The organism is Anabaena sp. WFMT (genome assembly GCF_051781005.1).
Classification (GTDB): domain Bacteria; phylum Cyanobacteriota; class Cyanobacteriia; order Cyanobacteriales; family Nostocaceae; genus Anabaena.
The window spans coordinates 314,969-330,696 of sequence record NZ_JBPWOA010000026.1 but is presented as its reverse complement, the minus strand read 5'-3'; the positions used below and the strand labels follow the sequence as shown (position 1 = coordinate 330,696).

The window sequence follows — 15,728 nt, the reverse complement described above, 5'->3', positions numbered from 1 at the left end:
TTGTAAGCAATGGATTTGGGACGAGGAGTTTATCTCACGCAGAGACGCAGAAACACAGAGAAGGAGGTTTGATATTTCTACGTCTCGGTGTGATATTTTATTATTTATCTTCGCTGAGTAAGGTTTGAGCGCAAGCTAATTGTAGTTGGATGATTTCGCTCATTTGTTGACTGAAGTCTTGCCTGGCGTGTAAGAAGCTAGTGTGTGCTTGTGTTAATTTTGAATTATTGGCACTCAGTTTTTGATACTGAGAAAGTTTTAAATCATTCATACTAATTGTGTTACTAGTTTCTTGAGTGATTAGAGATGGGGTTAAGGTTGATGGGATATTTGGCTTTTGACTGCTAGTTAACTCTGAAGATTGTAATTGTTCTCTAGGTTTTAAACCGTTATCCATGATAGTTTTCATGGTGATTTTTTCTGGTTGAGAGTAAATATCACTAGGGGCAATTTTTCCTGGAGGTTGTAGGGAATTGATGATTTTATACTCTGGATAATTGGAAATTTTCTGCTGTTGCTTGATTTGACTAGCTTTTTGAAAAAGCTTACGGTTATCTTTATTCAAAATTGCAGCAGTTATGGAATTACCACCTAAGGTAATTTTTCTCAGAGTAGATTTATTTTGTTTTGCAGTGGCTGAGGATAGGTTATAAAGTGGAGATAAATCCAAATGTACGCCATGACTAAGCAATTTTGCTAGTGCTTTAACTAGTGAACTATGGTCATCTATTCCACGTCGGTTTAGGGATACGGTGATGTGTTCTTGATTGCTGAGATTTTTATCTATCCAGCGAGAGCAAATACCACCAGCACCTGCTTCAATAAATATTTTTGCTCCGTCAGCGTAGACGCGATTAACTAAGCGAGGAAAGTCGAGTTGCTGACATAATCCTTTGGCAATGTTGTGAGCAATTTCTTGGCTATCCAGTGTGGTTGGTTGATACTCAGCAGCGGAATAAAAAGTAATACCGGGGATAGTTTGTGCTGGTAAAGTGTAGAGTTTTTCCAGTTCTTGGGACTCTGAGGCCATTGCTTGACAATGAATCACATGATCAAAAGGAGCAGGAAAGGCGTTACAACCAAGTGTTTTAATGACTCGTTCGCAAGCTGCTGGTTCACCGGCGATTAATACTTCTTCTGATGTATTAATCTGTGTTAAGTAAACGCGAGTTTCATTTTTTAAACACTCTCTGACTTGTGCTGGAGTGGCCATGAGAACGTAATTGCTCCAGAAATTATTGTCTGAAGTTGCGGAATATTTTGGTAGTCCCCAATGCTCACGCACAGCATTTTTTGGGCCAGATAATCTGTCTCCAAACAAAGCTGATGAATTAAAAGTATTACTAACTTCATAAAAATTGCTCCATACTCCTTGAGCAACCATCATGCTAGTTTCACCTAAGCTATATCCAAAGATATATTTAGGTTTGATTTGAAAATCATCGGTGATAATTGTGGAGATGAGTCTGGTAAATAGCACTTCGGCTTCAAACATGGCCAGAGAATCATCAAACAATTTTTTTTCTAGAGTTTCCAGTTGTCGAGTTGACAATTTACTCAAGCTTCTGGGAAATACTAGCTTTTCAACATCCGCAGCACGTTCGTAAAGACTTTTGACAATTACATCATCGAAGGCTTTAGGAAATAGACGGAATAAGGTGCGACCAATACCGAGATAAGAATTGACAGCAGCGGGATAAATATAGGCAATTTCTCCATCTTTTCCTAGTGGTTTAGGTGTAAAATAACTACCTATAGGAGTTTGCCAATCTTTACCATTTTCAAAGGCATTAGCTACACCTTTTTTAGCTGAGTTAATTTCTTTGAGTAATTCTTTTTGGTTGCGTCCGGTGAGAGAAAGTGTATATTTGGCTTCGGAATGCTGTTGAAATTTGACAAATGTTTGACTAGCAACATCTTTGAGGGAATCAGCATTTTCAATTGTCTGTTGCAAATTATCCAGTGCTGCAAATAAGCTAGACTGGTCATTAGCTGCAATGGGTAAGAGATGAAAAGGTCTTGATTCTAAATATCTACTGCTGCGTTCTGTTTGTTGGGTTTCTTCGGATAAGATCACATGGGCAAAAGAACCGTCACAGCCGATACTATTAATGGCGGAAATTCTGCATTTGACCTCTTTTTGTGAGAACCAAGGTCTGGACTCGGTAGCGACGTAGAAGGGACTACCTTCCCATACTTGAGGTGTTTTGACACCAGACCAATTGGGAGTTCCGGGAATATATCTGTGGTAGAGACTCAGTGCGGTTTTAATTAAACTAGCTATTCCGGAAGCGACAAAAGTATGACCAATATTGGCTTTGACGCTACCAATAGCACAGTGTAAACCATCTCCCACTGCGGGATAAGCTTGGAGGATACCTTTAATTTCGGCTTCGTCTTCTGCAGGAATTCCACTACCGCAGACTTCTAAATAGTTGACTTCTGTGGGTTGAATACCTGCTTGTTGAAAGGCTTGTTTGCATACTTGAGTAATGGTGCCACTATCTATCGCCATTGAGGGGGATTGACCAATGCTAATACCATTAATTACTGCATAGATGCGTTGATTGTTCTGCAATGCTGTATCATGTCGTTTGATAACAACTGCACCTGCACCTTCTCCTACATTCCAACCGTCGGCTTTCTCGTCAAAACTTAAGGTATTGATTCCTGTATTTAGTTTTCCTAATTGACTGCGGAGTAAGACGTTTTCGACACCACCAGCTAAGTCAATTCCACCCACAACTACAGCATCAACTTCGTGGGTAGCTAGTAGCATTTCTGCTAATTCTAAGGCTTTAAAAGTTGCAGTTTCTACAGCACTAATAGTGAAGGAGGGTCCAGAGAAATTCCACAGGGAAGAAATGCGACTGGCCATAATGTTGGCAACATAACTGATAATTTCACCAAGATCAACTTGCGGGTGAATACTATCTTTAACTATGGTTTCTAGTTCGGCGATTTTTTCTGGTGGTAAGGCAATTTCTAAGCTATTTAAGCCGTCTTTAAGCTGCCAAGAGGAATTCCAACGTTGTTGTAATTGGTGTACAGATAATTCTGTATCGGCAGCGATAATTACTGCGACATTAGCACCTGGGGATATTTTGGCATCTTTGAGGGCGCGATCGCACACTTTCAATAATAAAAGTTGTTGCGGGTTGATTTTTTCAACTTCGTTGGGGGGAATTTTGTAAGCTAAGGTATCAACTTCAAAATCGCTAATATACGCGCCCTGTGGTGCTTTCCCGGCTTCTAAACCATACTTTTGCAGTAATTTTTCCTGCTCATTAATGCCATGCCATCTTTTTTCGGGGAGGGGAATAAAATGCTGTTTTCCGTCGTAAATGCTGCTCTCGAAAGCATCTAAATCGCCACATTCACCAAAAAAGGCATCCATACCGACGATAGCCATTTTTGCAGTCATATCTTTTTGAATACTCATTTGCTGACTTCCCCCTGTTCCAAAATTAAATGAGAGTTGGTTCCACCAAATCCAAATGCGCTTAAAGCTACGCGCTTAGTTCCTTTACTCGGCCAAGGTGTGGCAGTTCTGACAATGTTTTGAGGCGAAATAACATTATGCTCAGAACCCATAGGTTCACTGATATCTATAGTCGCAGGGATAACACCGTGTGACATACTTAAAATCGTCTTTGTTATCCCCACCATGCCAGCAGCAACGAGTAAATGACCAACGTTAGTTTTAGCCGAACCCACCAAAGGCGTTGCTTGGTGTTGACCAAAAAAGCCTTCAACTGAGTTGCATTCTGTGGTATCTCCCAACAGAGTGCCGGTCGCGTGACACTCTAAATAATCAATAGTTTGGGGGTTAAGGTTAGCCTCAGCGTATGCTCTTTTGTACGCGAGAGTTTGTCCTTGAGCATTAGGGCTGAGGAGGTGCTTACCTTTACCATCATTAGATAGACCATTACCGCAGATTGTTGCTAAAATGCGATCGCCATCTCGAACAGCATCACTGTATCTTTTCAGCATTACCATCCCAATTCCTTCGGAGGTAATTAACCCGCGTGATGCCTTATCTAGAGGACGACTAATGCCATTTTCGGGATATCCTTGAATACCTGAAAACAACATTCTTAAAAACAACGGATCTGAACAACTAATAGCACCAGCTAACATCAAATCAGCTTTACCAGATTGTAGATAATGGGATGCTAATTTAATGGCATAAAATGCCGATGAACAGGCAGCATCTATACAGCAATGAGTTCCAGAAAGAGAAAATGCACGGGAAATTATAGCAGCAGGTAAGCCGCTCACCATAGCATTATATGGAGATGCTTTAGCAGCAGTTAATGCACCTCCTAAACGGAAGTCTTTTTCCTGTAAAAGTTCACCAATTGCAGGTTCAATTGTTTGCTGATAAAGAGGAGCAAATAATTGATTAGAAGCTTTGGTTGGTAAAGCCAGAGTTCCTAAAATTACGCCACATTTTGAGAGTGCAGTTTTATTTCCCCAATAACCACTTTGGATAATGGCTTGTTTGGCAGCATACAATGACCATTTAAAGGTATTGTCTAAGCTTTCTACAAATACCCCAGGTAAATTGTACTCACTAGCATCAAACTTAAAGTCACGGATAAATCCACCTTTAAGAAAGTAGAATTTTTCCGGTTTACCTTTGTCAGAATCGTAGAATATAGCAGGATCTATTCCCAAATCCGCTACACTTAAAGATGAGATAGCATCTTTCTCTTCAGTGAGATTCTGCCAAAATTCTTCAGGATTTTTAGCATCGGGAAAGAGGCAAGATAACCCGATAATAGCTATTTTTTCCACTCTTGAAATCCTCGTTGGGGCATAAGACGTTGTTCAGGATTTACGCTATTCCCCCAATCGCGGTAGTGTAGGTTGGGTTGACGCAAGGAAACCCAACATTTTAATTTTAGTGAATTTGTTGAGTTGTGCTGTCGTTTAACCCAACCTACTATTACTTCCAATTTAACAATGTAGGTTAGATTGATGTAAGGAAACCCAACATTTTGATTTTAGTGAATTTGTTGAGTTGTGCTGTCGCTTAACCCAACCTACTATTACTTCCAATTTAACAATGTAGGTTAGATTGATGTAAGGAAACCCAATATTTTGATTTTGGTGAATTTGTTGGGTTGCGCCGTCGCTTAACCCAACCTACTATTACTTCTTATTTAACATTTTCATTGGCCAAATGACTGCTTTTGCTCCTAAGATGCGTGAATATATTTTTCCTTCACGATCATGGATAATAAAATTGACAGTTGCACCAGTATCTGTTTTAGCTTTGACTTCACAGGAAACATAAAATGGGATGTTGAATGGCACAGATAAATATTGTTCACAGTAAGTTAATTGTCCTGGTAAACAAACTTCTTGATGCACATGATTTAACCATAACCATAGGGTTTGGGTACTCAAATCAATGATATAAGGATTGTGCCATTTAACGGGAAATTGTCCTTGTTGTTTAGCCGAAATTTCTTGCCAACAACATTCGGCTGTCAGCTTTTCTGAGCTAATGTTTAAAATTCTGGTTATTTCTTGAAAAGCTGGGCCATGAAATAAGGACAAATCGCCATTTTGATAAAATCCTTTGCCAGTGGTAGTGACGATATTATCTTCTCTGAGATCCATTGATTCATAAATGGGTGCTTCTGGCATATTTTTTACCAGTTTGATCAGAGAACTGAAATGATAGAGAGTTCTTCCTTCAGGAGTTTTACTCAATATTTTGGTTTGAAATTCAACAAAGTCACCCTCGCTTTTAGCTACTTCTTTTATTTCTAGAATATGTTCATTAGCCAGAGTTGAGTTAAAAGTAATGCCTTTCAAAACTTTGAAGTCTTGGCAACTGAAATATGTATAACCCGGATAAATTTCTTCACAACCATTAACCATCCATGATTTAGCGCAGGTAGCTGGTAATACTGGTGAACCTGCAATTGTATGATCATACAAAAATGGATTTTCTGCTAATGTCATCCGTCGTCGAATGCGGTAGCTGCGGAGTTCGGAGCCTAAAGGCATCGCCGGGGGAATCATGGTGCTACCAATGACAATTTGTGTATTATCTTGATAAGCAGGATACAGTTCATTAACTAACATTTGTGTACCAACTTCTAGAGGAATAATGCTAATTCCTCTTTCGGCAAATGCTTTTTTTAATTGTGGTGTCACCATACCACTATCCCAACCACCCCAATTAATTGCGACTACATGACATTGAGGATAATTTTGCTTGATTTGATGGGCTGATTTGTTGAGAATTTCGTTAGCAATGGCATAATCACTTTGACCGATATTGCCATAAAAACCAGTCACAGAAGAAAATAACACTAAATGCTGTAATTGCTGAAGATTAACACAAGAGAGTAAATTTTGTAATCCTTTAACTTTGGCGTTGTAAACCTTTTCAAAGTCTTCTTGTGTTTTCTTTTCAATTAATTTATCAGCTAAATTACCAGCACCGTGAATAATGCCTGTAATTTTTCCAAGTTTTTGAGATACACTATTGAGTTTTTCTTGCAAAGCTACTGTATCAGTGACATCAACGCTGATATATTCTGCCTTTGCACCTGCTGCTGCAATTGCCTCTAAGGTCTTTTTGATTTCTCGGCTAGAATTAATTTCATTAAATATCTTTTGTACCATCATGGGTGTTGGTTTCTCGCCTTGAGAAATCAGATTTTCCATGATGCGTTTTTTCAAGGCAGAATCGTCTAAACAATCACGAGCATATTCTGGTTCTGTGGTGATTTCAGAGCGACCAAGCAGAATAAATTTACAAGGTTGGTTTTGTGCTAATTTAATGGTGCATTGTGCAGTAATTCCCTTGGCTCCACCACTGACGACGAAGACAGATGATGGGCTAATTTGAAGTGTTGCTGTCATATTTCAACTTTATAATTGATTCTATTTTGATGAATAAGTTTATGAATGTCTCACGCAGAGGCGCAGAGACGCAAAGAGGAAGAGAAGAGTTTTTGTGAGGTGGGCAATGCCCACCCTACAAGTTATTCAGGTTTAGCTACGAGGGTGACTCTTCCTTGAGAACCATAGCCAACTTCACCTATATATCTGTTGGAATCATGCAGTTCGGCAACTATATATTCTGCTGATTGGTGAGGATCTAAGGTTGGGCTTAAGTCTATTGCTCTGAAGAAAACTTTTGGCCATTCCCATCTCAAACTTTTGGTTAATCCAAATAATCCAGCGCCGATAATGCCAAAGTTTTCTTTGTGTTCTAAACCAAATGCTCCGTCGAGATGGGCTACTGTGCAGAAGCTAACTCTTCCTTCTAAATCAGCGGCTGCATTCAAGGTTGGTTTGAGATGTTTGGCTATCAAGAAGACTTGTTTAACGATCGCTTTCTCGGCTTCTAGATAGGAGATTTTACCTGTGTTTTCGCCTGGAAATTGAGGATGAAGATGTATGAATGCACCAATTTTTCCATGTTTGGCGGTGATGCTTTGTAGTAGTAGTTGCAGATGTTCTTCACTCATGTTCGCCAAGGTAAGGCGGGTAACGCCTACTGGTAATGGCAATTGCGATGCAACTAATGTTTGTGGGAAACTCAGAACTACTACTTTCCAACTTTGTTCTATGAGGGCGTGAGCTAGTTTGGTGGTAGTGAGGGAACCATCATCGGTGATTAAGGCGATGTGTCCCTCTGGTAATTTGCATTCCCAAAAATCAGGTCGTGGTAGGCTTTTGAGTTTGGCGGGACGACGGGGAAGATTTGGGTCTACTATTGGCGGTGGAGTTAAATCCACTACCATTTCTGGGAGGGTAAGAGGACAGGGAGATTCTAGAGGGCGGGGAGACACCGCCCCTACCGGGTTAAAATCAGGGTTTTTTTTTTCACCTCCCGCCAGCTTTTGGAGGTAGTCTACAATTTGTCCAATTGTTCGTAGGTCGCCTAGTTCTTCTATGTTTGGTTTGGGTAAGTCGGGGTATGTTTCTTGCATTGCACCCAAGATTTCTACCCGTTTGATGGAATCAATCCCTAAGTCGGCTTCCATGTCCATGTCGAGTTCGAGCATTTCGACTGGGTAGCCTGTTTTTTCGCTGGTGATGTTTAACAGGGTTTGTCCTAAGTCGGCGTATTCGTTACTGGGGACACTTCGGCGTAGCTCAGTGACCACTGGAGATTGGGGACTGGGAAGAGGTAATTCTTCCCTTGTTTCCTCTACTTTCTTCTCTGTCACCTGTAACCTGTCACCTGTCACCTGTATTTCTTCTGTCACCTGTAACCTGTCACCTGTCACCTGTTTTTGCAGATACTCGACGACTTGACCAATGGTGCGTTTTTCAGATAGTTCTTCTAAGTTTGGTTTGGGTAAGTTGGGGTATAACTCTTGCAACCCTCCTAAGATTTCTACCCGTTTGATGGAATCAATCCCTAAGTCGGCTTCCATGTCCATGTCGAGTTCGAGCATTTCGATGGGATAGCCTGTTTTTTCGCTGGTGATGGCTAGGAGGTTTTTACCTATGTCTTCAATATTCAGGTTGGTGGTTGCTGGTTCGGGAATTAATGCTACAGGTGCTACTGGCTCAGGTTGAGTTTCAATAACTGGGGTAGGTTCTGCAATTTGAGGGGTGGAAATGGCTGCGATTACAGGTGCAGCTTTTTCAACTACTGGTTCAACTACTGGCTGAGTTTCTACTATTTTGACGGTGGGAGGAACAACTGTTTCTGTAATAGTTGGTTCTGGGGACATCAACTCCCGCAGACTGTTGGTGTGTGTCTCTGTGAGTTGGGGAGGAATTACAGGTTGTGTTGTGTCTGTACCAGCAATTAGTAGTGAGTATTCTTGTTGTATGAGTTGGAAAAAGTTTTTGGTGTATTCTACTTGTTCTTGTAGATATTGTTCATGAATGCGGAGGGTTTCACCTTGTTGGTTGTGAAACTGCATCATGCTGCGCTCGAAGGTTTCCATCACAACTTGTTTAAGTTGGGCGGTTTCTGAAGTTTGATTATTTGTAAATAGGGCGTTTTGTTGTTGCATCAGTTGGAAAAACGTTTTGGCGTATTCCATTTGATGACTTAGGTAAGTTCCGTGAATTTGTAAGTTATCACTTTGGTTGTGTTGAAACTGGTTCAGGAGGTTTTCTAGACTTTCCAGAACCTGTTGGAAGTTCATATTTTTATCTGGTGTTTCCATTTTCCCTCCTGGACGCTGTGCAACTGCATAACGTGCTGTAGTAGGTAATAATTCTTGAATTGCTTGATTTGAACGGGGCGCAGGAATCATCTGGGGCTGTTGGGGGGTACTAATTACAGGTGTTTTTTTGTGTCCGTTACCGTTTCCATTTCCGTTATGACTGTTAGTAGGAGTGGGGAGTGAGGAGTGTTGAACTTCTAAATCTTTTGACTCCTGAACTTCTGAACTCCTGTGTTCCTGAACTCCTTTGATTTTGAAACCATCCTGTAGGGCTTCGGTGAAGGCGTTTCTGGTTTTTTCGGAAACGTAGTTAATACCGTTTAATTTGACGCTTAAGGTCTTTTTGGTGGGAGTTGGGGGGATGATTGGGGGTAGTTGGTAGGGGTCAAGATTGCTCAAAGCCATACCAATGACGCGCAGTTGGATTGCGGCTTCTCTGAGGGAGCGATCGCTATTCTTTTGAGTACTCGGATTCAGAGATACGGTAAGATGAGGGCGATCGCCTAAGATATCTTTGACTAAGTTGGTGAGAATCCGTTTTGGTCCAAATTCTACAAAGCAATAACCACCAGCAGCGTAGATATTTTCAATCTCTTGTTTAAACATCACTGAACTCGAAAGATGTCCTTCCAGAACTCTTTGGATTCCTGATGGTTCTTGGGGATATTGTTTGCCGGTGACGTTGCTGAAAACAGGAACTTTGGGATTTTGGAAATCGACTGACTTGGTAGCGATCGCAAATGATTTTTGAGCAAATGCAATCAAAGGTGTATGGAAAGCAGCGGAAACTGGCAACAACACCGCACCATAGCCCAATTCTTGGAACTTTTGCTGAATTTTCTTAATTTCCGCCGTTGGTCCCGCGAGGACAACTTGCGTGGGAGAATTAAAGTTAGCGATCGCAACTTGGGGAAAATGCCTCAGCACCGCTTCCACCTTAGTAATATCTTCCTTCACCGCTAACATACTACCTGCATCATGGTCTGGGTCTTTCGGTGCAGCCATCGCTTGACCTCTAGACTTAACCAAGAACAAATAATCCTCTTCAGTCAGCACTCCCGCCGCCCACAAAGCCGTCAATTCACCAAAACTATGTCCGGCAGCAAAATCTGATTTAAACCCAGCTTCTTGGAAGATGGAATATAACCCGGCACTAAAAACCCCAATTGCAGGTTGAGCATATTCAGTTCTTTGCAAAGCTGCAATTTGAGCAGTTTTTTCTTCTTCTTCAAAAGTTGGATTGGGGAAAACTATTTGCGAAATTGGTTGCAAATTATCCTTAATTAACAACCCGTCCATTTGTCCATACAGACGACGCAAAGCCGGGAAATTCATCACCGCTTCTCTACCCATTTCTAGGTATTGAGAACCTTGGCCAGAGAATAAAGCCACAACTTTTCCGCCTAATTCCATCCCCGCAGCCCGGTAATAAATACCTTGAGGATGTTCCCAAGAAACTGCTGACGGCTTATTTTTTAGTAAATCAATACTAACTTTTAGCAACTTACAAGCTTCTTGCAGACTCTCAGCGACAAACCCAATTCTCGCTGCATTTTGGGGAATAGTTAGAGCTTGAGATTCTTGGATTAATTGCGAGTAATGTCTTTCTCCTTCGTTAGATTGCAAATTATTTAAAGTTGCTTCTAACTTAGTAATCAATTCTGCTGGATTAGAACCAAATAACAACACTTCACTCGCCGCATTATGTAAACGATAAGCTTGTTTTTGTTCCGCTTCGTATTCTTCCAAAACAACGTGATAATTAGTTCCACCAAAACCAAAGGAACTCACTCCAGCACGTCTTGGTGCTTCCCCTTCTGCCTTGATCCAAGGTCTAGTTTCAGTGTTTAAGTAAAACGAAGAATTTTGAATATCTAGTTTAGGATTTGGCTCAGTAATATTGATAGTTGGTGGCAAAATCTTATGATGTAAAGCCAAGGCAGTTTTAATCAAACTTGCTGCACCTGCGGCAGCTTTTGTATGTCCAATTTGTGATTTTACACTACCCAAAGCAATATGCTGTTTTTTGTCATCATATTGAGTAAAGAAATCTCGCAAAGACCCAAATTCTGTAGGATCTCCAGCCATTGTTCCTGTCCCATGTGCTTCCATCAAACCCACAGTAGCAGGAGAAAAACCAGCATCATTGTAAGCACGTTCTAAAGCTTTAACTTGTCCTTCTTTGCGAGGAGCATAAATACTCTTATAACGTCCATCGCTAGAAGTGCCAATACCTTTAATAACTGCATAGATTTTATCACCATCTCGTTCTGCATCTTCGAGACGTTTTAACACAATCATGCCGATACCTTCACCTAACATCATGCCGTCAGATTTAGCATCGAAAGGTTTGACATTTTCGCTAGGAGTAACAGCAGGAGTTTTGCTAAAAGAAATATAAGCCATGATGGTGTTATCAGTATCAACACCACCAGTCAGCATCATATCGCTACGATATTCAATTAGCTCACTAATTGCCATCTTCAAAGCACCGAAGGAACTAGCGCAAGCAGCATCAACTACGCAGTTTGTACCACCAAAGTTGAGCCGATTAGCAATTCTGCCAGCAACCACATTTGCTAACATTCCAGGGAAAGCATTCTCATCCCATTTCACATAAGCAGTTTTGATTTTATCGACGATTACTTTAGTATCTTCGTCAGATAAACCACTACTTTTGAGAACTTTTTCCCAAATCGGATATTCTAACCTTGCAGATAGAGGTATACCTAATTGCTTGGCTTGCGCTACACCTAAAATTACCCCCACATTCTCGCGGTTAAATTCACGAGATTCACTATAACCAGCATCTTCCATTGCTTCTTTCGCAACTACTAAACTTAATAGTTGTGATACATCAGTAACCTCTAAAATGCTGGGAGGGATACCAAATTCCATCGGATTAAAATCAACTTCGGGGATAAATCCACCGCGTTTACAATAAGTTTTATCTTCTGGTGTTCTGGGGTTAGGATCGTAGTAATCTTTGACGCTCCAATGTGTATCAGGAACATCAGTAATACAGTCAGTTTTATTAACAATATTGCGCCAGTATTCCCGTAAGTTTCTGGCTTTTGGTAATAAAGATGCCATACCGACAATCGCAATCGGATTTTGTTGCAGTTGTCTGTTAATTTTGTTAGTAGATATTGACGTTTCTGATTTCATTTGTTTTTCCTCTATAAACCTAATCAAATCCTTTTCACAACTGTTAATAAGGCTCTCTAACTCCGACAAGGCAGTATTAATTGAAGAAGCAGATATCATGGCATAGACTAATTTTGAGTACTGTGAATTGTTTAGTTACAGTAAATTCTGTTGCCTAGAAGTGATGAAGCCACATCTTTTTATCAGCAGTTAGCTATCCTATCTGCGTAATAACGAAGGTTGTTCCCAATCAACACCACACAGTAAATACTGCCTTAACTGAAAATCTAAATAATTGGTATTTTGGGTTTTTGAGGCGATTTGGAAACACTGTAATGCTGTAAAAATACTATACAAAGTTGTCTTCCCTTTTCTTCTTTTGTCAGAGACGCTATGCTTAAAGCCTGTGGCATATCACAAAGGATGAGTCTATCTACAGGACTTACAAAACGCTACACAAACAACTCTTGATATTGTGGAAGCTGGTAAAAAATTCTGGACTTGTTTTAGGTACTAAATTAGTGAATCGTATCCAATCATCATGGTAAGGATTTTGAGTGATTTTACGCCATTGGCATAAAAGAAAGTGAGGAGTAGGGTTGAAAATAGAAATGTGTATTTTTCTCACCGTTTGGATGATCTAGCTTCACTACAGAAACGTAACTAGTGTTAATCACAACGTTATCTGTCTTGATAAATACCATAGCCAGTTTCACCGTCCAGGATAATATATTGTATGCGATTCAACCAATAAAAGCTGCCAAGTTCGTTACAGAAAGAACACCATATTTAATCTCAAACTATGCAACCTGAAAAAATACTTAAATGTTTTTCTTGTCATCATCATGTAGCTCTGTTTTAGTATTTTTTCCTTTTTACTTTCCATTAATTGACTAATGCCTTGGAGCTTTTAAACATTGAATTAATACAAAGACTAGCACAGCTTATAGAAATTGAATAGTTCATTTAAAGTAAGTTTAGGAAAAAATATTTTGTTAATTTACTCGATTTTTAAAGACTAATCCATATAATCGTATAATCTTTGACTAGGTTTTGTGCAGTTTGAGTTTTGGCGATTCCGTGTGTTCTAGCGGTTTTTCATTGAAAAATAAAGCTTTATAGATAGATTGTCTAGGAAATCACAAATCATTAAATACACATTCGATGCGTTTGAACATAAATATCTTTTTTTCAGAGAAACATCATAATTTGGGTTAAGTTTTTGATGAATTTATAAGATAACTCAGTTTAATACTCAAAGTAGTTATTTATAAAGCAAATATTAATTTAGCGGATGTGATGACTTCAACACCAATGATGTAACTTGTGAGGAAATCTCTATATTTAAGCATTATCAAGCATTATTTGCTAAGAAAAATACAGATTTAATAGTTGATTTATGAGCTTTTAATGTAATACCCCATCAGCAATAGATAGTTTTCGTTGAGTTTTTGAGTACAAATATGATTTCTATTCATATGTCAAGGTATTTCGATTTATTTAGTTGACAAAATCAAAATTTTTGGGCAAAATTAAATATAAGTTTATCCCGATTTTTCTAGATTATTACAACAGAGCTTCATTACATCTAGAAATTGAAATTTTAAGTTAGCGCTAAGGTATTTTACGCTACTTTATAAAATTCCCATTAAGGATAAAACTAAGGATACTTGGAAGTAATATTACTGTTGATTTAGCTGCTGTTCATGTTATCTTTGGCAGCTACTCAGTCTAACAACAATTCATAACCTAAGAATTCAGGAGTCAGAAGTCAGAATGCTTATGAAATGAAGAATAGAGAGCAGTGAGATTTTATCAAAATCATCAAATTTGACTAAAAAGCCTTTATTCTCCTGACTTGGAGTATTCTCTATCCTGAATACTTACTACAAAACTAATTAGGCTTATCCACTTGCGGACACTAAAAATATTCAGGATAAGTTTTTTAGGTAATCTGCGGAGCAGTCTATGATCAATGACTCCTTGATGATACAGACACCTAGATTTATCCGTGCAATCAATCCAAAATCGTTCGACTGAGCGCTCACGACGAAGTCTAAAATTATCTGACATTGAATTGATATAGGTATCACAACTATCCCTGAGCAGAAAATACTTGGAATAAAAATATGGCAGAAAACAAAGAAAGCCAATTATTGAAAAAAACTGCTATGAAATGGAAAATAATTTTGGCTGCGTCCATTACATTAGCTGCTGGTTTAGCATCTTTTTACAGTTTTTCTCAATTGAAGATGCAACCTAATTCTCAAATGCATTCTTCCTCAGTTGATTCTCCTCAAACAACTCCTGGCAAAGTTGCTGTCACTGCTTTGGGAAGATTGCAACCAAAAGGTAAAATTACTTATTTATCTGCTCCTAATTCTATCAACGGTGTGCGTGTAGAAAAACTGTTGATAGCTGAAGGAGACGAAGTTAAACAGGGACAAATATTAGCTTATTTAGATGACTATGCTCGTTCTAAAACTGCTATCAAACAAGCTTTTGACAGACTACTAATTGCTAAGTCTAAACTAACACAGGTAAAAGCTGGCGCTAAACCAGGTGATATTAATGCTCAAAAAGCCACCATTACTCGTTTAGATTCACAATTAAAAGGTGATATTGCGGCTCAAGTAGCAGCAATTAACCGCATCCAAGCTGAAGTAGATAATGCTCAAACTGAGAGCGATCGCTATCAACAATTATATCAAGACGGTGCAGTTTCTGCTTCCATAGCTGATACTAAGGCTTTACAACTCAAAATAACACAACAACAGTTAACAGAAGCCAAAGCCTCTCTTATACGTACTCAAGACACCCTGAAAGATCAAATTAAGGAAGCAAACGCTAGACTCAACAGCATTAAAGAAGTACGTAGTGTAGATGTTCAGTTAGCAGAAAGTGAAGTCAAAAGTGCTAACACTGCTATTCAACAAGCTAAAGCAGACCACGATTTAACTTACATTAAATCCCCCATAGATGCCAGAGTCTTGAAAATTCATGCCAAAAATGGTGAAGTAATCGCTACATCTGGTTTTGCTGAACTTGGTAAAATATCAGAAATGAATGTGATTGCTGAAGTTTATCAAACCGATATTCAAAAAGTACGGCTTGGTCAAAAAGCTATGATCACTAGCACAGCTTTTCCTGAAAAAATACAGGGAACAGTGAAGGAAGTTGGTTGGCAAGTTGACAAACAAAGCATCTTTAGCATTAACCCCTATTCAGATACAGACCGCAGAATCATTGAAGTCAAAATATCAATTGATAACCCTGCTGATATTGAAAAGGTATCTCGTTTCACCAACTTGCAAGTAGACGTTGCTATTCAAATCTAGTCATTAGTAATAGATGGAATAAAGAAAGATGGAGATATGGGTAGATAAATAACCCAAATACCACTTACTAATGATTAACAAC

Annotated in this window: 5 protein-coding genes; 1 reads left to right on the top strand and 4 read right to left on the bottom strand. The window is 39.3% G+C overall.

Features of this window, described 5'->3' with window-relative positions; all coding sequences use genetic code 11:
• Positions 1–100: 100 nt before the first annotated feature.
• From ACSQ6I_RS18335 to ACSQ6I_RS18320, 4 genes are all read right to left on the bottom strand, one after another.
• Complete coding sequence (locus ACSQ6I_RS18335; RefSeq protein ID WP_438891725.1) at positions 101–3,442, bottom strand: PfaB family protein; 3,342 nt, start codon at positions 3,440–3,442, stop codon at positions 101–103.
• Positions 3,439–4,800: a polyketide synthase gene (locus ACSQ6I_RS18330; protein ID WP_438891724.1), complete on the bottom strand. Its 1,362-nt coding sequence runs from the start codon at positions 4,798–4,800 to the stop codon at positions 3,439–3,441. Before ACSQ6I_RS18330 ends, ACSQ6I_RS18335 begins: the two co-directional genes overlap by 4 nt.
• Before the next feature lie 357 nt (positions 4,801–5,157).
• On the bottom strand, positions 5,158–6,888 hold the full coding sequence (locus ACSQ6I_RS18325) for an SDR family NAD(P)-dependent oxidoreductase (RefSeq protein ID WP_438891723.1): 1,731 nt from the start codon (positions 6,886–6,888) through the stop codon (positions 5,158–5,160).
• A 122-nt stretch (positions 6,889–7,010) separates the two neighbouring features.
• The gene (locus ACSQ6I_RS18320) at positions 7,011–12,428 is read right to left on the bottom strand and encodes a beta-ketoacyl synthase N-terminal-like domain-containing protein (protein WP_438891722.1); all 5,418 of its coding nucleotides are present in this window, start codon (positions 12,426–12,428) and stop codon (positions 7,011–7,013) included.
• A 2,009-nt stretch (positions 12,429–14,437) separates the two neighbouring features.
• On the opposite strand from ACSQ6I_RS18320, the gene ACSQ6I_RS18315 reads away from it, so the two are divergent.
• Positions 14,438–15,646, top strand: a complete 1,209-nt coding sequence (locus ACSQ6I_RS18315; RefSeq protein WP_438891721.1) for an ABC exporter membrane fusion protein — start codon at positions 14,438–14,440, stop codon at positions 15,644–15,646.
• The last annotated feature ends 82 nt before the right edge of the window (positions 15,647–15,728 follow it).